This is a genomic window from Candidatus Bathyarchaeia archaeon, assembly GCA_035935655.1.
GTDB lineage: Archaea > Thermoproteota > Bathyarchaeia > 40CM-2-53-6 > 40CM-2-53-6 > 40CM-2-53-6.
The window spans coordinates 207,357-228,950 of record DASYWW010000062.1; the positions used below are offsets into that span (position 1 = coordinate 207,357).

A 21,594-nucleotide genomic window follows, 5' to 3' on the forward strand; every position below is an offset into this window, starting at 1 on the left:
CACCTCAATACTCTATGGTCTGGAGTCGATTTCTATTTCCGCGCCTACTGCCCAAGTGGAATACGGGACAATCTGAAGAGAGAAGTGTCCCTTTTCCCTACGATCCGTTGGGAGAATCGGACGTGAGCCGTATCAGGAAGCTAGTAGTTTGCGAAAAAGAATTCTGGGGCGATGGACCCTATCGGCAAAGCTGGTGTCTCTTGAACCAAACGGACTTGTTAGGTAAGCAGGAAGTTAGTCGACGACTCTAGCCGCCTCTCGAAGTCCGTCGGAAATTCGTGACCTAGGTTCTGCACCACATCAATCTTGCAATTGAGGCCTCGTTCAACCATTCCTTCGAGTAGCTTCTTGATCTTGGGGAGGAAAGGGTCCCTGTCGCCCATTATGATGACACCTTTCAAGCCGCTAACGTTTTTGGTTCTAGTGAACGACGAGAATATTTCACTGGGATGTTCTCGCTGGTTTGCAGGCTTGCTTTCGGGCGCGACCCAGTCCGAGGCTGCCACGGCAATAAACCCTCGACAGGGGAATGTTCGATTCAAGGTCAAGTAGATCGCGAGGGCAGCTCCTTGAGAGAAACCTGCTAGGATCACCTTGGCAGGATCAATGTTGTATTTGTTGTGAATTTGCTTGTAGGCCCACACGACGTCACGCTCTGAACGCTCCGGGTCGTCCCAACAATATTCCTCAGAGGAAAATGGCTGCGAAGAGTGCGGGACAGCAACAAGAAATCCCCTATTTCGAACACTAACCCAATGTTCTGCGAAATCACCGGGATGCCCAACCCTGGGGGTGAGTCCGATAAGGAGAGGGTGCCTTTGTTCCAGAGAAAAGTTTCGAGGAGTCAAGACTATCACTCCAGGTTTGGCTGCTAAAAGGGCTCTCTGTTTGAGGCGCTGGCTCTCCGCAACTATCGCCTTGAATTCGGGTCTGCCTTGAAGAGATTCGAGGTCCGGTTCCATCAGAAGAGCTTGATCCGGCCACCAAATGCCAGCCTTCGAAGCCTTCCCAAGAGTCTGAAGAGCCTCTTCCGGTTCTCCAAGCCTGGACTGAAGACAGCCGATCCAGTAGGAGGCCTTGGCGTTCCTCTCAGGAAACCTCTCCTTGGCTTGAAATGCTACAGCCAAGGCTTCTCGATACTTTTTAGCACTGTACAAGTCGAAAATCTGATCCCGATAATGCGGGAAGTCGTCCGTTCCCATAGGTCCCAAACACCTTAGAAAAGGCAGTATATCGTTCCTGTTCTCCGAACTATCAAGATTGTAGCGGCAACATTGTCGATGTCGAATTCGCGATTCAAGGGTTAGACGGGATGGACGTAAACCTCTCTAGATCTCAGGTGAACTCATGGCGTTTGTCAAAGCATCATCTTGCCAAACGCGCCCGAAAAGGGGAAATCGAAAAAGTGGTCTCAGATCTCTGCGGGGTCCAGGCTCAAGTCCTGTCATATGCGGCATTAGCGATCTGGGCGAGAGTTGAAGGCATCACGATGCAGGATGTCCAGAACGCTCTCTGGAAACAACGTTCTGTTGTGAAGACCTGGTGTATGCGCGGGACCCTTCACCTCATCTCGGCCGCCGACTTGCCATTCTATGTGGCAGCTCGGAAAACGACATCGATAGTCAAACCGGACTGGCTCACCCCTGAAATTGATGTAGAAGAGAGGAAGAGAATCGTAGGCGCGATCTATGAAGCACTGGACGGACAAATCCTCACTAGAGAGCAACTGGCCGACGAAGTAGTCAAGCGTCTACGCATGAGTGCCAGTGTCCGCAAACACTTGCTCTCGGGCTGGGGCAATCTCTTGCACCCGGCAGCGGAACAAGGATACCTTTGCTTCGGCCCAAGTGAGGGATCTAAGGTCAAATTCGTCCGCCCGGATCAATGGCTCGGAAAATGGAATGAACCAACTGGTTCCGAGGCTTGGAGGATGCTTCTTCGACGATTCTTCATCACATATGGCCCGGCCACTCATCGTGATATTGGTCATTGGTGGGGCCTGCGTCCCGAGCCGGCAAGGATGCTGATGGATTACATCGCAGATGAGCTGGAAGAAGTTGAGTTTGAAGGCGAAAAAAGATGGGCTCGAAGTGAAGACGTTGAAGCGATCCTCAATGCTGCGAACGTCCATTCCGTAAAGCTACTGCCGAGCTGGGATTGCTATGCGATGTTCTATCACCCGCGCGAGCTTTTCGTTTCTCAGAAACACCGAACTAGAATCTTCACGAAGGTCCAAGGGAACAAACCTGTTTTGCTCCTCGACGGAGCCGCTGGAGGAATATGGGAGCAACGACGGAAAAGTGGCCGCACCGAGCTCATTGTGCGACCCTTCAGCCACATCAGCTCAGCTCAAAAACAGCTTGTCAATGAGGAAGCCACGAGCCTAGGGGAATTCATGGCATCAAAAGTTGATGTCACTATTCGATCCTAACTTTGAAAAGACGCAATGATTCTTTGATGACGATCGTTTTTATCTCACCCGCTCACAGATTTGCCATGATCCTTTGGCCTTCTTCGATTGTTGTCGCTCTTTCCTTTTCTTCTAGGCGCTCGATCATGACCCGGCCGCAGTCCAGAAGCGTTTGAGCGTAGTTGTACCGATGCTTGAGTTCGTTCCATATTCTGTTGCTCGCTTTCAACGCATCTCTAGCATTGCTGTGTTCCCCTTCTGATTCGGCCATTAGGCCCGTACCCCATAGGTCATATGCGTATCCCCAGGGCTCATCGAGTTCGTTTGCTTCTTCCTTGATCTTGTCGAGGAATGCTCTAGCCTCTTTGCGTTCCTGTTGCATTAGCGAGACCTTCAGAAGCCCGAAGTAGGCCTCGAGAGGTGGGTATGTCCAAACTCCTCCAGGACCTAATGCAGTAGCTTTTAGAAGGTGCTGCTTCGCGGCGACGGGGTCGTCTTTCTTGAGCTGGAGTTCTCCCAGAGCCCAGTGGTATTGGTAAAGGACGAGCGAGTTTCCCGCTTTTTCTGCCTTCACTAGTCCGTCTGCAAGATATTCCTCCGCCTTCCGTAGGTTTCCCCTCCAGAGTTGAACAATCCCCAGGGGGAGAATCGAGTAAGAAGTGAACCAATCGCTTATCTCTGAGCCAATTCTGTGTGCATGATTGGCCGCTTCTGTGGCCAGATCCAGTTCTCCCAGTGGGATCAGGGCGAGAAACGCCAGTTCTGCTTCTATCCATGCTTCATAGGTCAGTTGGCCAGTCTTCTTGGAGTAATCAATTCCTTGTTTGAAGATCTCTACCCCTTTTGGGTATCTAGCCTTTACACGCGCGGTGAAGCCGCCCATGTTTAGAAATGCTCTACACGCTGGCTCGTCGAACCCATTCTTTGTAGCTATCTCGAGCGCATTTTCCAAAAGTTGAGCGCTCTCCGTCTTCGTGCTTCGCGAGGCTCTCAATCCGTAGGAGCGCGATATGAGAGCGTGAGCTAATACTTCCTGGTCGTTTAGTTGCTTGGCAAGCTTGATCGCCTTCTCGCACCATTGGAGGCCTTCTTCGACTTCTCCGCTGTTAAGTAGAAGGCGAGCTATGTTCTGAGATATTGCGGCTTCCTCGTGGGTATCTGGCATTCCCCGCAAGAACATCAGCCCTTGCCTCAGCGTCTCAAGTGCCGTGGCGTTGTCGGCTGCCACGTAGTACGCGTATCCAAGCTTTAGGTAGAGCTGGGCCATCTTTCTATCATCTTTCAGATTTTCTGCAAGTGAGATCGCTTCGCGATAGAACTTGATGCTCTCAACTCGCTCGCCTATTCTGTTGGAAACGTCCGCAATCTTTGTTACGGTTTCCACCCGTTCGAGAATCTGCCCTGGCTCGAGTAGCTCCATTACGTTCCTGAAGTGGTTCTTGGCATCAGTGTGGGCATGAAGCGCAGCTGCACGATCTCCTGCCAGTCGTGAGAACTCGGCCGCTTTTGCCGATTCCCCAGCTTGTATGTAGTGATAGGCGAGTTCCTCGAAGTGTAACTCCGGTTCTTTCACGTGGTACTCTTCAATGGCGTGGGCTAATTTGGCGTGAGTCTTTCTCTTCCGGATAAGGCTCAATTCGTCGTAGAGGAATTCTCGGATCTGCTCGTCTGCGAAGAAGTAGGATATTTTTTTTCCTGAGTGTGTTTCTCTCACGAGTCCAGCCTGAGTTGCCGCCTCAAGTTGCTTGATGAGTTGTTCCTCGTTCGACCCAGCTACTCTGCTGAGGATTTCGTATTCGAATTCCATGCCGATTGCGGCGCATAACATTAGTGTCTGAGTTGTGTCTTCCCCGAGACGTGATATTCTCTGTTTGATGATCGCTCTAATGGTTGAGGGGATTTCGACATCTTGTGTTTCGCGGATGCCCCATCCTTCAGCTGATCTTGCGATTCCCTCGGCTTCGGATAGTGAGCGGATTACTTCTTCTACGAAGAACGGGTTGCCCCCAGTTCTTGAGTATACAAGCTTGGCGAAGTCGTGATCTACGGTGCCGCCTCCCAGCTGGTTGGAGATGAGTTCAGCGATATGTTTGGCAGTCAGCCTGTTGAGATGAATTCGTTTAAGCGATCGCTCTCGGTTGAGTTCGAAGATCAGACGCGATAGCTGATGTTCCTCGGGGAGTTCGGTGTCTCTGTAAGTAGCGGCAACGAGGATTCTTTGGTCTCTCATTCTCCTCGCGAGGTAGTGGAGGAGTTGGAGTGACGCGCCATCGGCCCAGAGGACATCGTCCAAGGATATTACCAGCGGTCTTTCTTGGGACACGTTGACTAGCAGGTCTGTGATTGCCTGGAAGAGCCTGACGCGTTCAGCGTCCGTGGGTGGGCTTGGCATGAAGCTCTCGCGCGGCCCAGAGAGCCATCCCTTGATTCCAAGTTCTGTCGCTCTCGACTCTAGTTCTGGGACTAACCTGCCTACCTCTGCCAGGGTTCGTCCCAGTGCTTTGTCGAAGGTTTTGTTCCGACGTTGCTGGACGATTGACCTGATGGCTTCGGTCCATGGAGAATAGGGGATTGAGCTTTCCTCCTCGTATGACGGTCCAACTGCAAATATCGCGTCTCTGCTACGAGCGTGCTGGCCGAGTTCGTGGATGAGCCTAGTCTTTTCAACGCCTGCTTCTCCCCCGACGAACACGACCTGGCCCTTTCCAGCTAGGGTTTGATCCAGTAGTTCTTTGAGAAAGGCTAGCTCGTCTTCTCGGTCAACAAGGGCAGGTTCTGTCTCGACTAGAGCCTGGGCGCGCAATTGAGGGCTTAGTTGTGTCTCTCGGGCAAGATAAGCGTGTCCGCTCACGACCGCATCGACCATGAGCTCTCTTGGATGGAAAAGCGGTCACGGCATACCAGCGTCAGCTGTCAGCCATTCTGAATTTTTGCTTTGCGGCTTAACAAGTCTACTTGATGATGAAAGATGTTAGGCGTTGGTTGGAACCACGTTTTAATAACGATGGTTTTTCATGATCTTCGTGATCTAGTTGTCCCAGACTATCCTCAGCGACGATTCGCTTACGTTCGCAGAGAAAATTATCAGCGTCAAAGCCGATGGTGGTAGGAAGGTCCACCATGCCGGAGAGATTGCGGTTGTGCCTGCGGACATGGCCATGGCCCAGGATAGCACGGGACCTTTGGCTATCAAGGTCTTCCGTGAGATGGGCGTTCAGAAGGTCTGGGACCCCAAGAGGATCCACCTTGTAATCGATCATAGTTTTCCTGCTCCTGACGAGAAGGTCGCCAATCTCCATATTCTGATACGGGAATTCGTCAAGCAACAGGGCGTCAGGCTTGTCGAGGGCAGTATATCCCACCAGCATCTTCTCGAAAACCATGTCGTCCCTGGTATGGTTCTCTTTGGCGCTGACTCTCACACATGTCAAGCGGGTGCGATAGGCGCTTTCGCGACCGGTATTGGGAGTTCGGAGATGGCTGCTGTCTGGGCGAACGGCAAGCTCTGGGTCCGGGTCCCAGAATCTGTCAGAATCAGCCTCACAGGCCAGTTCAAGAAGGGCGTGTACGCTCGGGATATCATAACTCAGTTCATCGGAATGGTAGGCGAGGATGGCGGGAACTACAAGTCGCTGGAATGGAAGGGTCCAGCAGTCAGGAACCTCTCCATTGCATCACGAGCTTGCATTAGCAATAATTCGATGGAGTGTGGCTGCAAACTCTCCATCTTCGAGGTCGACCCTGTAACACAGGACTATTTCAGAACGGCAAATCGCAAATTCATGTTTGAGATCCATTCTGGACCGAAAGCCCACTACAAAGAAGAATACGACATCGATCTAGGAATTCTTGAGCCACAGGTCTGGGGTCCTGGAAACGAGAGCAAGGTCCGCCCTGCCAGTGAAGTCGGAGCTGCTCATCTCGACGAGGTCTTCATCGGCTCATCTACAAACGGACGATATGAAGACCTACAGGTCGTGGGCAAGATACTGAAAGGTCACAAGGTTAAGGCTGGGACCCGCTGCATAATCACCCCCGCCTCCAAAAACGTCTACGAGAGAGCTATCACGGACGGTCTAGCGGAAACATTTCTCCAATCAGGCGCCGTATTCACCAACGCCACATGCGGCGCATGCGTAGGCACACATCTCGGAGTTCTAGGCGAGAATGAGACATGCCTCTCCACGTCTCCACGAAACTACGTGGGACGAATGGGTGCCACAACCGCCAAAATCTACCTCTCATCACCGGCCACAGCTGCCGCATCAGCTCTGGAAGGACATATCGCCGATCCCAGGAGCCACCTATGAGCCTCCCGGTGCCGTCCACGATTATCCGTGGCAGAACCTGGGTCTGGCCCGACGACGTGAACACGGACATAATCATCCCATTCCGGTTCAAAGCCCGTACCAACGACCCTGTCGAGATGGCAAAATATGCCATGTACGGATTCGACCCAGAATTCTACAAGAAAGTCAAACCAGGCGACCTCTTCGTTGCAGGCCGAAACTTCGGGGGAGGGTCAAGCCGCGAACAGGCACCAGTAGCCATCAAATACTCGGGAGTATCAGCCGTAGTCGCAGAAAGCTTTGCGAGAATATTCTACCGAAACAGCTTCGCAATTGGCCTACCGGCCCTAGAAGTTCCTGGAATAACAAAGCACGTCAAACAGTTCGACGAGATAGTCGTCAACCTCCAAGATTGGTCAGTTGCGACCAAAGACGGGACCGTGTATCATGCTCTGAAGGTTCCCGAGTTTCTCCGGGGCCTAATGCGAGAAGGAGGCCTCGTCGAGTATTACAAGAAACACAAATCCTTCCCGTGGGAAGGGCTACAAGCAACAGCCAGCACGACCTGAGCCTGCTTAGAGTTCAGTTAACCTGCTATTTTTCTCTCAGCTCTTTTTCTAGCTGAGAGACTGTCATGATACGTGCGAATCGGCGTCTCAGTGCGTATTCTGTGCGTTCTCGTATGGCGTCAACTCCGAGTTCTTCGCCCGGTTTGTCCCAGTTCGGGATCGGAAAAGTCATCGTTGCTTCCGTGACAAAATCCACCGCATAGCCGAGGTCAGCTGCGATCCTCGCAGTTGTCTCGCAGCACTGTTCCATCTGGATACCTGTTATGCTGACGCGTCTCACACCTTTCTCTATCAGGTATGGTTGCAGCGTCGTGCTCGTGAAACAGTTCCTGGTGTTCTTGACCATCACAGGCTCATCTTTTCGAGGCCTGAGAAAGTCCATAAGTTTGAACGACGGGCTATCTTTAGCGAAAGCCTCGTCACTATCGGTGTGCAAGAAGAAGACTACAGGCAGATGCGCTGCGCGATAAGCTTCGATGAGAGCGCTAACATTCTTTTCAAAGGCTGGGTTGTTGCGTTTTGCCCATCGCGGGCCAACTTTGAATGAGTCTTGAGCATCAATTACCAGTAGAGCGGATTGTTCGATGGGAACCTGCTTGGGGTCGAGCATGGTTTCCATCGATCGTGAGTCATCGTATATACTCGCCGCTTCCAGACTGAGAGTATCAGATCGGAGTAGGGCATTGTTATGAGTCCGAAGAACGAGAGATCCAAGGACCTTCCCAAGCTCAGGGTTTTCTTCGGCGACCTACGAAAGATGACCTCGAGGGATATCGCCGATGACGCGGTCGCTCTGATTGTCACATCTCCTCCCTACTTCAACGCCCCATTCGACTATCCCGATCTTTTCCCGAACTATGATGACTATCTGGGCTTGATCGAATCCTTCGCTTCTCAAAGCAAGAGAGTGTTGGGAAGAGGAAGAATATGCGCGATTATCACCGACGATATGCTGGTGAAAGAAGAAGGCGGTACCCGTGGGCGGAAGTATCCATTGGTCGCGGACACAACGAGGATCTTCCTCGACGCTGGGTTCTTGTATCGCGACAAGATAACCTGGGTTAAGCCCACTGGCTACACTAGGATCAGCAGACGGAGCGGCGTCGTTCTCCAGCACCCATACCCAATGTACTTCTATCCGGACAATATCCAGGAGTCCATTCTTCTATTCCAGAACGGCGAATTCGACTACAGCCACTTGAAAGACGCGCCAAAGAAAATTCTCGAATCGTCCAAGATAGACACAGCACAACTCAACAAGGAGAGATGGAACCTGACAGTCTGGAACATAACAAACGTCCTCCCAGTGCCCGGTCGGGTCGAAGAGGGGATCGCCGCCTTCCCAGAAGAAATTCCCAGGCGACTGATCAAGTTATTCACGATGATTGGAGAGACTGTTTTCGACCCCTTCGCGGGCTCGGGAACGACACTGAAAGTCGCTAGGGAACTGGGAAGGAAAGGAATCGGGTGCGAAGTCGATCTCGAATTAAAGAAAGTCATGAGGAAGAAACTCGGAAACGAGAGTTTTGTTAGTGAAGAAAGAGAAGGAGCAAGGCGACTTCGAAACTCGCTCCAGACAAAGGTTCACAGGCGGAGAAGCGTCGTGAAACAACCGGCTTCCGCTGGACTAATCCTTTAGAACCACCGTGACCATCTTCCCGTAAAACCGGCTAAAGGGGTAGTTGCTCGTCATTGTTCTCGCGCGTAGGCTCCATTCTCGATGAGTACAAGGGCATACCTCGTGAAGCCAATCTTCTGATCTATTCCAGTTTTTTCAACTGGGCAGCCGAAGGGCTCTTCTTCATCTCCCTCCAAGTCTTCCTAGTTCTGGAAGGCATCCCCTTTAGCACGGGAGGCTACATCCTCGGAACCTTTGGGATCGTTAGCGCCGCTTCGACCCTTCTCTTCGGAGGCCTAGCCGACCGCTACGGCAAGAAGAGGTTCGTAGTCGGAGGCGGAGTACTAGCAGGCCTAGCAATAGCAATCTTCGGCTTAGACGCCAATGTTTCACACTTATTCGGAGCCGCAGTTCTGGCCGGCCTCTCCGAGGCGATGTATGCATCTTCCTGGGGGGCGATGCTAGCTGACAAGGCAGGGAACTCGAAACGGACCAGCGCCTTCGGCCTCTCATTCTTCGTTGCAACCATCAGCGCAGCGCTAGGCGGGTTCAGCACCAGCCTCCTCGCCGTCATGAAATCAGTCTACCAGATCGACCTAGTTACTGGAAACAGATACCTGTTCGTCGGAATTGCTGCCCTCAGCCTGATCGGCCCGCTGATCGTCTACAGCAAAGTATCCGAGTCCGAACCGCACCTGGGCGAGCGGATGGGATTCCATATTATACCTAGAAAAGCCCGTCGCATCGTTCTCCGATACGTGATCTACGCATTCACGATTGCAATTGGAGCTGGCATGGTAATCCCCCTCATCTCCGGCTGGGCCTTTCTCAAATACGGCCTTGCAAACGACATCACTGGACCGATCTTCGGCGGTGTCAACAGCTTAGTAATGGGGGTCGCAAACCTCGCGACCCCTCGACTGGCCCGACGATTCGGAACGGTTCGGACCATAGTCCTAACCCAAGGCTCGTCCACTCTCTTCCTATTTTCCATGCCCTTCTCGCCGAGCTTCGCCATCGCTTCCCCCATCTATATTGTCAGGAGCGCGTTGATGATGATGTCGAACCCGGCGCAGAATTCTCTCCTGATGGGTTTGGTCTCGCCGGAAGAACGGTCAACCGCTGCAGCCCTCGTCGCCGCCCTGTGGAGGCTGCCCAACTCGATCAGCACCGGCATTGGAGCCTCCATCATGGACATGGGAGCGGGGAATCCTAGCTCAACCTATCTAGTTTTACCCTTCCTGATCTGCACTGTACTCTATCTCACAGCGATCAGCTACTTCTGGCGGTCATTCAAAGACGTGAGGCTGCCTGAGGAACGAGTTCTGGAGCCAATTGAGGAACCCGTTCTAGCCACAACCTGAGGCAATACTAGTAAAGCCCAGCCGATGGGTCCCAACCGTGGTTTTTGGACTTTCTTCGATACTTCGACCTAGCGCCGGAAGTTACGACCCACTTTAGTCGCTGACAGAACTATCCTCGTTCACAGTTCACGCTTTACCGAGAGGACATACCACGCGATATTCCAACATCTTTCGATGTATGTTTCTTCTCGTGGTTATCCTTGTCCCAGTCCTCTCGTCTAACATGATTCCGAGGGCCCATGCCGATCCCCCATTCTCTCTAAGCGCCGTGCCCGCCTATGCATCGGAGGGAAGCACCGTCAGCCTTGTTCTATCTGCAATTGGTGCCGTCCCCAATGTCCAGTACAGGTTTAGATTCTCCGTAGCCGATCCCGCCGGCAGCACAGTCCAATCCCTGCAGAACTATACGACCGTCCCGGGCCAGTACAGCTTCAACATCGTTGTGGCATACCCGGGTCCTTCACTCGCTGGAACGAACTCCCTGGTCGGCCAGTACAACGCCAAGGTTGATGAACTCTTTCCCACTGCAGCACCGGGCGTGGCTGGGACCTCTTTCATCTTCAGCATCACTGATAGTTCCTCGTATCAGAGAACGCAGACCATATTCGTACAGGCAAGCGGGTACAGCGTGTCAGAAAGCGTCACCATAACGATCAGGACCCAGACTACCTCCACCCTCGTATTCTCGGCATTAGTAGCAGCCACTAGCACGGGGCTCGCAGCGGCAAGCTGGAAGATTCCAGTGAATGCGACGATCGACAATTACATCGTAACAGTAACCGGGACCAGCACCGTCAAGAATCCGGCTGATCGCCAAACTGTTGGGGTAGGCCGGGCGATCATGATCATCAACTCGATTACATCTGTCAAATCAGTCTACCAGAGGACTGAGACGATGAACTTCTTCTTCCAGCCCACTTATCCAGACGGGTCGATTCCCTCGACCGGAGTCGGTCTTCTGGCCCTCGCCGGGCCCGGCGGCAAGAGTGTCACTCTTACTGCAACATACGACAGTCCATCTCAGACTTTTGAGGCGTCCTACCAGACCTTCTTGGATAATCAGACAGGGACGTGGACGGCAAGCTTGGGGGGACATGCTTACAGTGATGCCTATGGGAACAATGGTCCGGGAACAATAGTCAATACCAGACCGCAGCTGACAACTGTTCCGCTGACTATCAGCGTGACGACCAACACAACCATCGCTGTTGGTCAACAGCTCAAGTTCAATGCGACAGTCACGTATCCCGACGGGACAATTTTCCAGTCGGGCATCGTCAGAGCTTACCTACTCTACAGCGGATCACCAGTGGTTAACAATACTGTGCCTGTTGTTTTCGACACGACCTTGAGCAGATGGATCGGGACATATACAATCCGATCTTCGGACACTGGGGGACTTTGGTCCCTAATCGTTAAGGCATCAGACTTCCCGACACCTCCCAACACTGGCTCTGCATCAAGGGCTATCACTGTCCAGAATTCGACCGGCGGGAATTCATCCTTACCCCTCTTCTATTTCGGAATCATAGCCGCACTGTTAGCCCTCCTACTAGGAGCTCTCTTTCTAGCGTTCAGAAGACGCAAAACAACGCACGCTAGGCTGAAAATTGACCTGGAAGCTGTCCGGACAGAAGCAGGACGAATAGAGAGTTCAGACTTCTTCCAGTCTGTAAAGGATCAAGTCAAGAAGGAAAAGGATGACAAATGAAACAATCTCTAGCAGCTAAGGTAGTATTCCGCCGATCTTCGCCAAAGTTGCCAGTCCCGGTTTCTTCTCGAAGATCCCTGCAGTAATCTCCAGCGCTTTCTTTTGCAGCTTCTTGTCCTTGCTCAGTCTCCGCAGCGCCCTTTTGTTCAACCGTTTTATCAGCCAGTTATCGCTCAACGCGTACGTCACAGTATAATTCGCATGTTTTCCGATCACCTCAGCGTGCATTTTCCGATCAGTCTGGTATGCGAGCAAAGCCGTTTGTGAGAAGTCGCCTGCCACCTTACACTTGTCGATCACAGTAGCCAGGCTGACAGCGTCCGCCAATGCGAGATTGACTCCCTGACCCGCGTGCGGATGAATCGTATGCGCAGAGTCACCGAGCAGCGCAACACCGTTTCCAACCCATCTGTCGACCTTAACGAACGAGGGCGTGAAGTACGCCATTTTCGTCCACATCTCTACTCCGGACAGCGCGTCGGCCATTTCTGGAGCGGCCTCAACAATTTCTGACCTGAGAGCTGCTAAACCCTGCTTCTTGACGCTGTCAAAGCTGCGCGAGCCGACGCAGTGGAAGAAGTACGTAGTCTCCGGACCCGAAGGCATGATTCCCAGCATTTTTCCCGGGTGCTGGTACTGACGGGCTCTGCCCTCTAGGCCCGAGATTTGGCCTGCAAGTCCTACAAGAAATGAGTCTGGGTATTTCTTGGTCTTCACTTCTACACCTAGACTAGCGCGTATTCTTGACTGGGGTCCATCGGCCCCTACAACAACCGAAGCGTGGATCTGATCATTCACGCCATCGATCTCGAAGAGAGCGCCGTCCACCCTGCCCTCGGTGGTTGTTAGTTCTTGGAAGGATGTTCCCCAGAGCACCTTCGCTCCAGCCTTCTCGGCGAGATATACCAGCAACCGTTCTACCTCGGTCGCGTTCGCGGTCAAGAGATAATTCTGAGGATGTTCCAACAAGCCATAGTCTGCCTCCAGCAAAACCTCCCCCGCCCAATTCTTCACTTCCAAAATCTGAGAAGCAGAACCAACTTCTTTCGCCCGACCGAGTGCTCCAAGCTTCTCTAGAACAGCCAAACCGTTTGGTTGAAAGGTCAAACCTCGGGGAATGCCCTCCGGGCTTTTCTGCCGTTCGAGAAGGATCGTTGAGATTCCCTTGTTCTGCAATTCTATTGCGAGAGCGAGGGCCGCGATTCCTGCTCCCACAACTACGACATCAGTCTGCCCGGGCAATTTTTTTACCTGGCCTCCCTCCGAGCCGATCAGGTTGATATCTTAAAATCATGCCGGAACCCTTCGACAGGTAGACTTGAGCAGAATTCACGGACAAGGCTCTACCGAGAAGCTAACACTCTACGATCCCGGAATGTCAGTTGCACCCCACGTCTACAACAACGATAGACGATACGCTGTCATAGTCGTCGACATGCTCTACGACTTCGTCTATGGAAAGATCAAGACCGATCGGGCCCTACCGATAATCCCGAAATCTGGAGAACTAACCGATGCGGCGCGTAGTACCGACGTCCCGGTTTTCTATCCTAACGATTCTCACACACGCCGAGACTTTGAGATCCAGCGCTGGGGCGAGCACGCCATGAGAGGGACTAAGGGCGCAAAAGTGATCGGTGCTCTTAGACCGAGAAAGAGGGATGTTGAGATCCCCAAGACAACCTACAGCAGCTTCCACGACACGAGACTCGAGAAGGAACTGAAAAAGGCCTACAATGGCAAGGGCGCAAACACGCTGATACTCGCAGGGCTACACGCGGACTGCTGCGTGAGACATACGTGCGCGGACGCTTTCTTCAAGGGCTACGAGACCATCGTCGCCGAGGACGCCGTCAACTCCTTCACCGAACTACAATACCGAACAGGATTACAATACGTCAAATTTTGGTACCTGACAGACGTGCTTGCGACAAAGAAAATCACGAAGTTATTCTAGGAAGCGATCGGGCTCGAAGAAGCCCACCCGTGTCATCATCGACCAGGACGGAGGAATAGACGACGCTCTCGCCCTCATCCTCGCGCTGCGCTCTCCAGAACTTGAAGTCACTGCCATAACAGCAGTCTCCGGAAACGTAACTGTGGAGCAGGCGACGCTAAACGGACTGCGAGTCGTTGATCTCCTCAACAGAGGAGACGTGCCGGTCGCTCGAGGACAAGGAAACCCGCTTGTACGAAATGCAGTTCGGGCTACAGGCTTCCATGGAAAAGATGGGCTCGGAGATTCCAACCTACCGGTTTCAAAGATTCGTCCCGCGGAAAGGAACGCCATAGATACGATCAAGCAGGAGCTGAGTATCTCAAAGAGTCGCGACATAACAATAATCTGTACTGGCCCTCTAACCAATATCGCCGCCCTACTAACCAGTTTTCCCGGTGCTGCCAAAATGATCAAGGAACTCGTGATTATGGGCGGAGCCTATGGCGTGACAAAATATGGCGTTGGAAATGTGACTCCCCTGGCTGAATTCAACATCTACGCGGACCCTGAGGCGGCAAAGATCGTGTTCGAATCCGGCGTTCCCTTGATCGCGATTGGCCTCGATGTAACAATGATTCCCAAGAACCAGTTGACCCTAACGGAATATGCCCTCATAAAGAAGAGCAGGGGTAGAGTTGCAGCCTTCGCCGTCACGATTCTCAACAAGAACATACACAAACACAGAATCTTCGCGTTACACGATCCGATGACCGTCGCTACCAAGATCAAACCCTCACTCTTCGAGTATGCTAATTACCATACACAGGTTGAGACGAAAGGCGAATTCACAGATGGCATGACCGTCGCAGACAGGCGTGGATGGCTGCCGGAGAACGTGATGAAAGGCGAAAAAACGATAATTTGTAGAAACGTTGATTCCAAGGGCTTCAAAAAACTGTTTCTAGATCGTATGGTCGGTGGCCCGAGTGGCTGATTCATCAAAAAGGGCGTTTTAGAGCCTCGTGTGAGAACTTTTAAACTCAATATTTGGCAATATACAGCTACTATGCCAAAGGAAATCGGCCACATAGAACTGATATCAAAGGATCTCATGGCGACAAAGAAGTTCTACTCCAAACTCTTCGGCTGGAAATTCGAAATGTTCGGCGACGGTTATGCAATGTTCAAGACCAGTAAGAAAGGCGTTGGCGGCGGCTTCATGCTCGGCAAGAAAGTCAAACCGGGCTCAACAACATTCTACGTCAACGTAGACACCATACCAGCAACCCAGCAAAAAGCAAAGAGCCTCGGCGGACGAATCCTAAAGAAGAGAAAGGCTATCGGCGGCGGGATGGGCTACTGGGGAACTATCGGCGATCCCCACGGTAACGTCATCGGCCTCTGGAGCCCCAAGTAACCATCGAACGTGCCACGCGTTCCCAGTAACGCGCTAGCCTAGCGCGCAGTATCAAACTCCCTTTTTTCGCCCATTCAGACCCCTTTCAAAGGGTCCACCACTGGAATCGTCAAACCTGACGAAAGACTATCGAAAACCAATCCTGCTACTCTTCTTTCTCTCTCCGCTGATCGGCGAGGGACTCTCGGGATCAACTCCTCCGCTAGCATTCCTCAACCCGGCCGTGACCCTTCTACTAGCCTGTCTCTACGGAAGTGGCGCCCTCCTGGTTCGGGACTATGCCCGGCGATGGCGGAAGGGTTGGCGGTCCATCCTGATCCTCGGTGCCGCTTACGGAATAATCGAGGAGGGAATAATGGTCCGCAGCTTCTTTAGCCCCACATGGAAAGATCTTGGACTACTAGCAACTTACGGACGCTGGCTAGGGACAAACTGGGTCTGGACCGAATGGCTCTCAATCTACCATGCAATCTTCAGCATCACCATCCCCATCTTCCTTGTCGAACTGACTTATCCGCAATCCAAGACTCGGATATGGCTCTCGTCAAGAATGCGTATCCTTTTTCACGGGCTACTGGTTCTCGCGATAATTCTTGGGTTCTTCGCCTTCCCATATGATCCTGGTGTGCTCGCTACAGCAGGTTGCATCGCAGCAGTTGTTGGACTAGGCTGGCTGGCGAAGAAGATCCCGAATATTTCTCCCACGCAGCGAAATCTCAGAGTATCATGGAAGATACTCATACCGCTCGGATTCTCTGTGCCGACAATTTTCTTCTTCCTCTTCACCAGCGCAATAATCCCCCTTGCCATTGGGACAATGATCGTTGGAGCGATTCTCGTTCTAGGCTACGAGAGATTGTTAACTAGATGGGCGAAGGTGGGATTCAGTGACCTCCAGAAGCTGGGACTAATGACCGGCGCACTCGGCTTCTTCGCAGCCTTCTTCGACTTCATCCTCGAAACTATAGGACGACTGGGAACAAGCGCTCTCGGAGTCGCCTTCATCATCTATCTCCTCTGGATAAGAAAGAAGATCATCCTACAACTTCCGCAGAAACAGTCCTTCGTTCAACTAGGATCTGGAATGCCCGAGCCCCGCGAGCCCGGGCTAAGATAGCTCCGTGAAGAAAGATCTTGAACTTGCTAGCCCATTTTTGACGATCTTTTTTCCAAACATTCTTTTTCATTGGGGCCCCGGGGTGGTCGAATTTCGCGTGCCCGCGCCCTTCATGAAACGCGGATGCGCGGTGCAGAGACCCTAGGTAGGTCTGTAGCCAGATAGCTTCAAAACCCGGAAAACTCCCTAAAACTGGCAGGAATCGCCCAAACTCGGCGAGAATGGAATGTGTTATATAGAGTCCAATCGAGTCAAACCTTGACCAGAAATGGGCGATAAACCAACAGCAGCAATGGTCCTATCTCTCATCGGTGGAATATTCGTAATCCTCGGAGGCGCGTTCATCGCCTTCGTCGGCTCCCTAGTCTCATCCTTCGGCTACCTAGCCAACGGCGGCTCAAGCGGAGGCGCTGCCGTCACCGCCTTCGGAGTCGTCGGAATCATTATGGGGCTCATTATGATCGTCGGCTCATTCATGCTCTACTCTAAGCCAACCAACGCCAAGATGTGGGGAATCATCATCCTCATCCTCTCGATCCTAAGCTGGGTCACAGCCGTCGGGGGGCTCGTCATAGGATTCATCCTTGGTCTAATCGGAGGCATATTGGCAATCATGTACAAGCCGTCTACTGCTTCGGCAACACCTCCTCCCGCCCCAATGGGCTCTTAGATTTTTCAATCCAAGAAACCGTGGAATCTAGCTAGATCGGTTCAAAACCGGAAAAGCCCCGCAAATCTCGCGGGAATCGCTCAAACTCGGCAGGAACGGAATATGTTAAATATACTGTGAACTCGTGGTCGAGCTTGACGAGAAATGAGCGATAAACCGACAGCCGCGATGGTACTTTCACTCATCGGAGGAATATTCGTAATCATAGGTGGAGCCTTCATTGCATTCGTGGGCTCGCTAATTGGCTCGCTCAACATCGCAGGAGCATCATCGGCTAGCAATACAGCACTCGCCTTGGGAGTAGTCGGCATAATCATGGGACTCATCATGATCGTGGGAGCATTCATGATGTACTCCAAACCAACCAGCACCAAGATGTGGGGCGTTATCGTCTTGATACTCTCAATAGTCAGCTGGGTTACAGCAGTCGGAGGACTTTTCATCGGCTTCCTTCTCGGATTAATCGGCGGCATACTCGCCCTAACATTCAAGCCGACAATGGCTCCAGGCGCCATGCCACCGCCAATGATGAGTTCGTCAATGCCGATGGGCTCGGCACCAATGGGATCGATGGGAATGACCTGCAAGAACTGCGGTGCAAGCATTCCTGCTGGAGCAACGCGTTGCCCGAGCTGCGGCGCGAATCTATAATGGAAACCAACCTTTCGTTTCCAGCATTCGAAACAAAACGCACGATTTTCTAGTGCCAACGTCTCTAATTTCACTAGCCGTGCTGGAGAATAGTAACAGTGGGCTTAACACCTCGACGGTAAAGACATCTTTTCTGTCATGATGCAGAAGCCTCCGCGGCCAATCGGCATTACGCTTCTCGCTATTATTGAGATCCTAATCGGCGTTCTCGGACTTTTAGCCAGCATCGCCATAATCGGCGTGTCTGCCCTGTTTGCAACCATCCCCACAATCGGAGCTATCCTCGGCACTGTCGGGCTTGTCATAGGTGGAATATTCCTAGTCTTCAGCTTGATCTGGCTGGCAACCGGCGTGGGGTTTCTCCACGGACGAGGCTGGGCGTGGAACCTCGGAATGTTCTTCACAGTTATCTCCATCCTTGGCGCCGCGTATGTGGCCTACATCGGAATCTACCAAGCCGCCTACGCGCTAGTCTTCTGGATCATCATGATGATCTACCTCACAAGATCACATGTGAAAGTCTTCTTTGGCAAAGGAACCACAACAACCTACATGCCTGCAATGAACATGCAACAGACAATGAGAAACGCCCCAACCCTCCAATCACAAACTCAGTACGCTCCGACCGCGCCGCCAGCACTGCAGTACACATCTGCCGCTTCGATACCATCATCAACGCCACCCGTAGCTATCGCAACCGGAAAGTGTCGGTCCTGCGGCATGCCCCTGACCGCAGGCAACTCGTTCTGCACTAACTGCGGCGCCAAACAGTAGCTCTCTTCATTTTCAAAATCCCAGGCTGAGCTATCCCTAGAGCTGACGCAGTCGGCGAATGAACAATCTCGCCACTCCACAACCGCTTGTAAGCATCCCGCAACCCGAGAGTCTTGACTTCCATGCCAACCTCGTAGGGTTCCCGATGCAAGACGCCCTTCTTCAGATGACGAGCAAGATAGACGTAGGCTCTCTGAGAAGATATTCCTGGAGAGGGGTGGAACCATCCGAGCTTCTTCCACGAACTCGCGGAATATCCTGTCTCTTCCTCTAACTCGCGCCTAGCGCATTCCTCAGGATTTTCACCATTCTCGATGTGGCCTGCTGGCAGCTCTAGCTCCCAGCCCTGAATTGCATGCCGATAGTTCCAGATCATCACAAGCTTATGCCTGCCAAGCACCGGGATGATGATTGAGAAATCGTCGACGAATAGTCGAGGATGCACCATCTCGAACCCGGTCTTCGAGACGATTCGGTCACGGTGAAGCTTCAAGTCGCCCAGCGATGCGATCTTTCTGCTCCCTACCGTCTTCCAGGGTTTCGGTGTTCTCCGAAATTTCAGGTTCTCTCCAGACAAGACTGAATCATCACGCGAGAGTCTTGCGCATTAGCAAATGTTTGTCGCCCAGCTTGGCTTGGGCTTTGAAGCCTTCCCGTTCAAACATGGCAACCGTTCCAAACCAGAGAGCCCAAGATCCTCCTTCCTTGGAAGTCGACGGGTAGGCCTCCACTATTCCTCCGCCCTGCTTACGGATCGAATCGAGCGCCGCCCTCAGTGCAACTCCTGCTACGCCCTTTTTCCGGAAATCCCTGTCTACGAAGAAGCAGGTCAGGCGCCAGAGTTTTGGGTCTTGATTACCCGATAGATCTAGTTTGCTGTAGTTGCGGCCTGAGTCTATTCGGGGTAATTCCTCCTTTGGACCATACTGGCACCATCCAACAGCTTGATCGCCTGCATAGGCGAGGATTCCGTGAGATCGGCCTTTAGCGACGAGAGTCTTCTTTTCCTTTCGATTCAGCTCCATTGCGTCCTGCCGCCCCAAGCCTTCCTTGAGCAAACGCCCCTCGACATGGTGGTAGAAGGTACACCAACAACCGCCCTGAACCCCGTTGTGTTTTGCGAAGAACCGTTCGAAATCAGGCCAAGTGGTCGAGCTTAGCTCCCTGACTTCGTATCTGGTCCGAGCTGGCACAGGTGTTGCGGTCTTCGTTGCTCGACGTTTCATTGTCAGAGAATTGGCGGTTCTTTGTAGTCGCCAAAAATGTTCCTTCCCACGTCCATTATCTCTCCTAGCGTAGCATAAGCTCTGACAGCCTTGACCATCGGATACATACAGTTAGCCTTCTCATCCTTGAACGTCTTCCGTAGCTCATCCAACGCTTGCTCAACCTTGTTGTTGTCCCGCGTTTCCCGGACCATGTGTATCCTTGCTACTTGGCGCCGTTGCGCCTCTTCATTGATCTTCAAAGTGTCGATCGGCTTCTTCTCTTCGATCTGGAACTTGTTCACGCCAACAACGACCCTGTCTCCTCTCTCAAGCTCCTGCTGGTAGCGATAGGAGTTCTCAGCGATCTCTCGTTGAATGAAGCCGGTCTTTATCGCGTCAATCAATCCTCCTGCTCGCTCTATCTTGTCAAAATACTGGAAGGCAAGTTCCTCCATTTCATCAGTCAACCATTCCAGATAATACGACCCAGCCAACGGATCGATTGTATCAGCGACACCGGTCTCTTCTGCGATGATCTGCTGGGTCCTCAAGGCAACCGTCGCCGCCGCCTCCGACGGCAACGCCCACGCTTCATCGTAAGAGTTCGTGTGAAGGGACTGCGTCCCACCGAGCACAGTCGCCAGTGCTTCGATGGTTGTTCGAACAATATTATTGAGAGGCTGCTGCCAGGTTAGTGACGCGCCAGAGTTCTGCGCGTGCGTCCTCAACAATAGTGATCTAGGATCATTGACCTTGTATTTGTCCTTCAACACGCGTGCCCAGATTCGGCGGGCAGCGCGAAACTTTGCGACCTCTTCGAAAAAGTCCATCCCACAGTTGAAGAAGAAGGAAAGGCGGGGCGCGAAATCCTCGACTTTGAGCCCGGCCTCTATTCCGAGGTCAACATATGCAAAGCCGTCGGCGAGCGTGAAAGCAAGTTCCTGGACTGCGCTGGACCCAGCTTCCCGAATGTGATAACCGCTAATACTGATGTAGTTCCACTGCGGCATCTCCTTTGTACAATATACCATCATATCTCGAATGATTCGTAGATGCGCTTCAGGTGGGAAGGCCCATTCTTTCTGAGCGATGTATTCCTTCAGGATATCCGCCTGAACTGTGCCTCGAAGTTCTTTTGGCTTGAGACCTTGTCTCTCAGCAACACCAACATACATCGCGGTCAAAACCGAAGCTGGGGCATTGATCGTCATACTAGTGCTAACTTTCTCCAGCGGTATCCCTTCGAGAATGATCTCCATGTCCTTCAGCGAGCCAACCGACACACCGCAGCGTCCGACCTCTCCCTCGGCCCTGGGGCTATCCGGATCATACCCGTAAAGGGTCGGCATGTCGAATGCTATGCTCAGACCAGTCTCTCCGTGCTCTAGCAGGTAGTGTAGCCGCTTGTTCGTGTCTTCAGGGGTTCCGAAGCCGGAGAACATGCGCATCGTCCACGGTCTTCCCCTGTACATGGTTGGGTATACGCCACGGACATAGGGATACTCGCCTGGAAGCCCGACTTCCTTGGACTGGTCAAAGTGCGAAATATCCTCGGGAGTGTAGACTCTTTTCACCGGAACATTTGACAAGTTTCGAAATTCCTGTTTCTGCTCAGGGCTGTCGCGGGTCCATGGTTTGAGCGTCTTGTTCTCCCATCGGACTCTCTCTTGCTTGATCTTTGCAAGTTGCTTCTTATCGAAGGTAGTCGGTGGAGCTTTCCGTTCCTGCTTGACCTCGTCTAGAACTTTCTTCCAGTAACTCTTTGCCAAAACACTATCACGAAACAATGGAAGATGCATGGAGGTTCCTATTTTTCCATTATCCTGACGCTGTTCATCGCCGAATCTTGAAATACGC

At 52.4% G+C, this 21,594-nt stretch carries 20 protein-coding genes; 13 read left to right on the top strand and 7 right to left on the bottom strand.

Going from position 1 to position 21,594, the window contains the following annotated elements; translation table 11 throughout:
- Positions 1-218: 218 nt before the first annotated feature.
- Positions 219-1,202, bottom strand: a complete 984-nt coding sequence (locus VGS11_12900) for a hypothetical protein (protein ID HEV2120988.1) — start codon at positions 1,200-1,202, stop codon at positions 219-221.
- A 203-nt stretch (positions 1,203-1,405) separates the two neighbouring features.
- On the opposite strand from VGS11_12900, the gene VGS11_12905 reads away from it, so the two are divergent.
- Complete coding sequence (locus VGS11_12905) at positions 1,406-2,431, top strand: winged helix DNA-binding domain-containing protein (GenBank protein ID HEV2120989.1); 1,026 nt, start codon at positions 1,406-1,408, stop codon at positions 2,429-2,431.
- Between the two features lie 52 nt (positions 2,432-2,483).
- Here the strand turns inward: VGS11_12905 and VGS11_12910 are convergent, their stop codons facing one another.
- Positions 2,484-5,276, bottom strand: a complete 2,793-nt coding sequence (locus VGS11_12910; protein HEV2120990.1) for an AAA family ATPase — start codon at positions 5,274-5,276, stop codon at positions 2,484-2,486.
- Positions 5,277-5,442: 166 nt separating this feature from the next.
- On the opposite strand from VGS11_12910, the gene VGS11_12915 reads away from it, so the two are divergent.
- Both VGS11_12915 and VGS11_12920 read left to right on the top strand, forming a co-directional pair.
- Positions 5,443-6,720 (top strand): aconitase/3-isopropylmalate dehydratase large subunit family protein, encoded by a 1,278-nt coding sequence (locus VGS11_12915; GenBank protein ID HEV2120991.1) that lies wholly within the window; start codon positions 5,443-5,445, stop codon positions 6,718-6,720.
- Complete coding sequence (locus VGS11_12920) at positions 6,717-7,268, top strand: 3-isopropylmalate dehydratase small subunit (GenBank protein ID HEV2120992.1); 552 nt, start codon at positions 6,717-6,719, stop codon at positions 7,266-7,268. The genes VGS11_12915 and VGS11_12920 overlap by 4 nt, the downstream gene beginning before the upstream one ends.
- Before the next feature lie 25 nt (positions 7,269-7,293).
- Here the strand turns inward: VGS11_12920 and VGS11_12925 are convergent, their stop codons facing one another.
- Positions 7,294-7,887 (bottom strand): isochorismatase family protein, encoded by a 594-nt coding sequence (locus VGS11_12925; GenBank protein ID HEV2120993.1) that lies wholly within the window; start codon positions 7,885-7,887, stop codon positions 7,294-7,296.
- 69 nt (positions 7,888-7,956) lie between these two features.
- On the opposite strand from VGS11_12925, the gene VGS11_12930 reads away from it, so the two are divergent.
- The 3 genes from VGS11_12930 (at position 7,957) to VGS11_12940 (ending at position 11,961) form a co-directional block, all read left to right on the top strand.
- On the top strand, positions 7,957-8,907 hold the full coding sequence (locus tag VGS11_12930) for a site-specific DNA-methyltransferase (protein ID HEV2120994.1): 951 nt from the start codon (positions 7,957-7,959) through the stop codon (positions 8,905-8,907).
- A gap of 53 nt (positions 8,908-8,960) precedes the next feature.
- Positions 8,961-10,250 (top strand): MFS transporter, encoded by a 1,290-nt coding sequence (locus tag VGS11_12935; GenBank protein HEV2120995.1) that lies wholly within the window; start codon positions 8,961-8,963, stop codon positions 10,248-10,250.
- A 178-nt stretch (positions 10,251-10,428) separates the two neighbouring features.
- On the top strand, positions 10,429-11,961 hold the full coding sequence (locus VGS11_12940; GenBank protein HEV2120996.1) for an LPXTG cell wall anchor domain-containing protein: 1,533 nt from the start codon (positions 10,429-10,431) through the stop codon (positions 11,959-11,961).
- Between the two features lie 15 nt (positions 11,962-11,976).
- On the opposite strand, the gene VGS11_12945 is transcribed toward VGS11_12940, so the two are convergent.
- Positions 11,977-13,203: an NAD(P)/FAD-dependent oxidoreductase gene (locus VGS11_12945; GenBank protein HEV2120997.1), complete on the bottom strand. Its 1,227-nt coding sequence runs from the start codon at positions 13,201-13,203 to the stop codon at positions 11,977-11,979.
- A gap of 76 nt (positions 13,204-13,279) precedes the next feature.
- On the opposite strand from VGS11_12945, the gene VGS11_12950 reads away from it, so the two are divergent.
- The 7 genes from VGS11_12950 (at position 13,280) to VGS11_12980 (ending at position 18,529) form a co-directional block, all read left to right on the top strand.
- Entirely contained in the window at positions 13,280-13,918 is a 639-nt protein-coding gene (locus VGS11_12950; protein HEV2120998.1) for an isochorismatase family cysteine hydrolase, read from the top strand.
- On the top strand, positions 13,887-14,894 hold the full coding sequence (locus tag VGS11_12955) for a nucleoside hydrolase (GenBank protein ID HEV2120999.1): 1,008 nt from the start codon (positions 13,887-13,889) through the stop codon (positions 14,892-14,894). Before VGS11_12950 ends, VGS11_12955 begins: the two co-directional genes overlap by 32 nt.
- 72 nt (positions 14,895-14,966) lie before the next feature.
- Positions 14,967-15,317: a VOC family protein gene (locus VGS11_12960; GenBank protein ID HEV2121000.1), complete on the top strand. Its 351-nt coding sequence runs from the start codon at positions 14,967-14,969 to the stop codon at positions 15,315-15,317.
- Positions 15,318-15,540: 223 nt separating this feature from the next.
- The gene (locus VGS11_12965; GenBank protein ID HEV2121001.1) at positions 15,541-16,434 is read left to right on the top strand and encodes a hypothetical protein; all 894 of its coding nucleotides are present in this window, start codon (positions 15,541-15,543) and stop codon (positions 16,432-16,434) included.
- A gap of 268 nt (positions 16,435-16,702) precedes the next feature.
- Positions 16,703-17,104, top strand: coding sequence for a DUF4064 domain-containing protein (locus VGS11_12970; GenBank protein ID HEV2121002.1), 402 nt, complete (start codon positions 16,703-16,705; stop codon positions 17,102-17,104).
- Between the two features lie 144 nt (positions 17,105-17,248).
- A complete protein-coding gene (locus tag VGS11_12975; protein ID HEV2121003.1) occupies positions 17,249-17,755 on the top strand; it encodes a zinc ribbon domain-containing protein in 507 nt (168 codons plus the stop codon).
- A 138-nt stretch (positions 17,756-17,893) separates the two neighbouring features.
- On the top strand, positions 17,894-18,529 hold the full coding sequence (locus VGS11_12980; protein ID HEV2121004.1) for a zinc ribbon domain-containing protein: 636 nt from the start codon (positions 17,894-17,896) through the stop codon (positions 18,527-18,529).
- Here the strand turns inward: VGS11_12980 and VGS11_12985 are convergent.
- From VGS11_12985 to VGS11_12995, 3 genes are read right to left on the bottom strand one after another with little or no spacing between them, the layout of a single operon-like run.
- Positions 18,507-19,106: an NUDIX hydrolase gene (locus VGS11_12985; GenBank protein HEV2121005.1), complete on the bottom strand. Its 600-nt coding sequence runs from the start codon at positions 19,104-19,106 to the stop codon at positions 18,507-18,509. The genes VGS11_12980 and VGS11_12985 overlap by 23 nt on opposite strands.
- A gap of 10 nt (positions 19,107-19,116) precedes the next feature.
- Positions 19,117-19,755 (bottom strand): GNAT family N-acetyltransferase, encoded by a 639-nt coding sequence (locus tag VGS11_12990; GenBank protein ID HEV2121006.1) that lies wholly within the window; start codon positions 19,753-19,755, stop codon positions 19,117-19,119.
- Positions 19,756-19,757: 2 nt separating this feature from the next.
- Positions 19,758-21,536: a methylmalonyl-CoA mutase family protein gene (locus VGS11_12995; GenBank protein ID HEV2121007.1), complete on the bottom strand. Its 1,779-nt coding sequence runs from the start codon at positions 21,534-21,536 to the stop codon at positions 19,758-19,760.
- Positions 21,537-21,594: the final 58 nt, after the last annotated feature.

Bases quoted from the DNA above. Each gene is read 5' to 3' on its own strand.
- VGS11_12940 (HEV2120996.1), top strand. From the start codon at position 10,429: ATGTTTCTTCTCGTGGTTATCCTTGTCCCAGTCCTCTCGTCTAACATG.
- VGS11_12995 (HEV2121007.1), bottom strand. From the start codon at position 21,536: ATGCATCTTCCATTGTTTCGTGATAGTGTTTTGGCAAAGAGTTACTGG.
- VGS11_12975 (HEV2121003.1), top strand. From the start codon at position 17,249: ATGAGCGATAAACCGACAGCCGCGATGGTACTTTCACTCATCGGAGGA.
- VGS11_12980 (HEV2121004.1), top strand. From the start codon at position 17,894: ATGATGCAGAAGCCTCCGCGGCCAATCGGCATTACGCTTCTCGCTATT.
- VGS11_12930 (HEV2120994.1), top strand. From the start codon at position 7,957: ATGAGTCCGAAGAACGAGAGATCCAAGGACCTTCCCAAGCTCAGGGTT.
- VGS11_12960 (HEV2121000.1), top strand. From the start codon at position 14,967: ATGCCAAAGGAAATCGGCCACATAGAACTGATATCAAAGGATCTCATG.
- VGS11_12990 (HEV2121006.1), bottom strand. From the start codon at position 19,755: ATGAAACGTCGAGCAACGAAGACCGCAACACCTGTGCCAGCTCGGACC.
- VGS11_12970 (HEV2121002.1), top strand. From the start codon at position 16,703: ATGGGCGATAAACCAACAGCAGCAATGGTCCTATCTCTCATCGGTGGA.
- VGS11_12900 (HEV2120988.1), bottom strand. From the start codon at position 1,202: ATGGGAACGGACGACTTCCCGCATTATCGGGATCAGATTTTCGACTTG.
- VGS11_12910 (HEV2120990.1), bottom strand. From the start codon at position 5,276: ATGGTCGATGCGGTCGTGAGCGGACACGCTTATCTTGCCCGAGAGACA.
- VGS11_12920 (HEV2120992.1), top strand. From the start codon at position 6,717: ATGAGCCTCCCGGTGCCGTCCACGATTATCCGTGGCAGAACCTGGGTC.
- VGS11_12925 (HEV2120993.1), bottom strand. From the start codon at position 7,887: ATGGAAACCATGCTCGACCCCAAGCAGGTTCCCATCGAACAATCCGCT.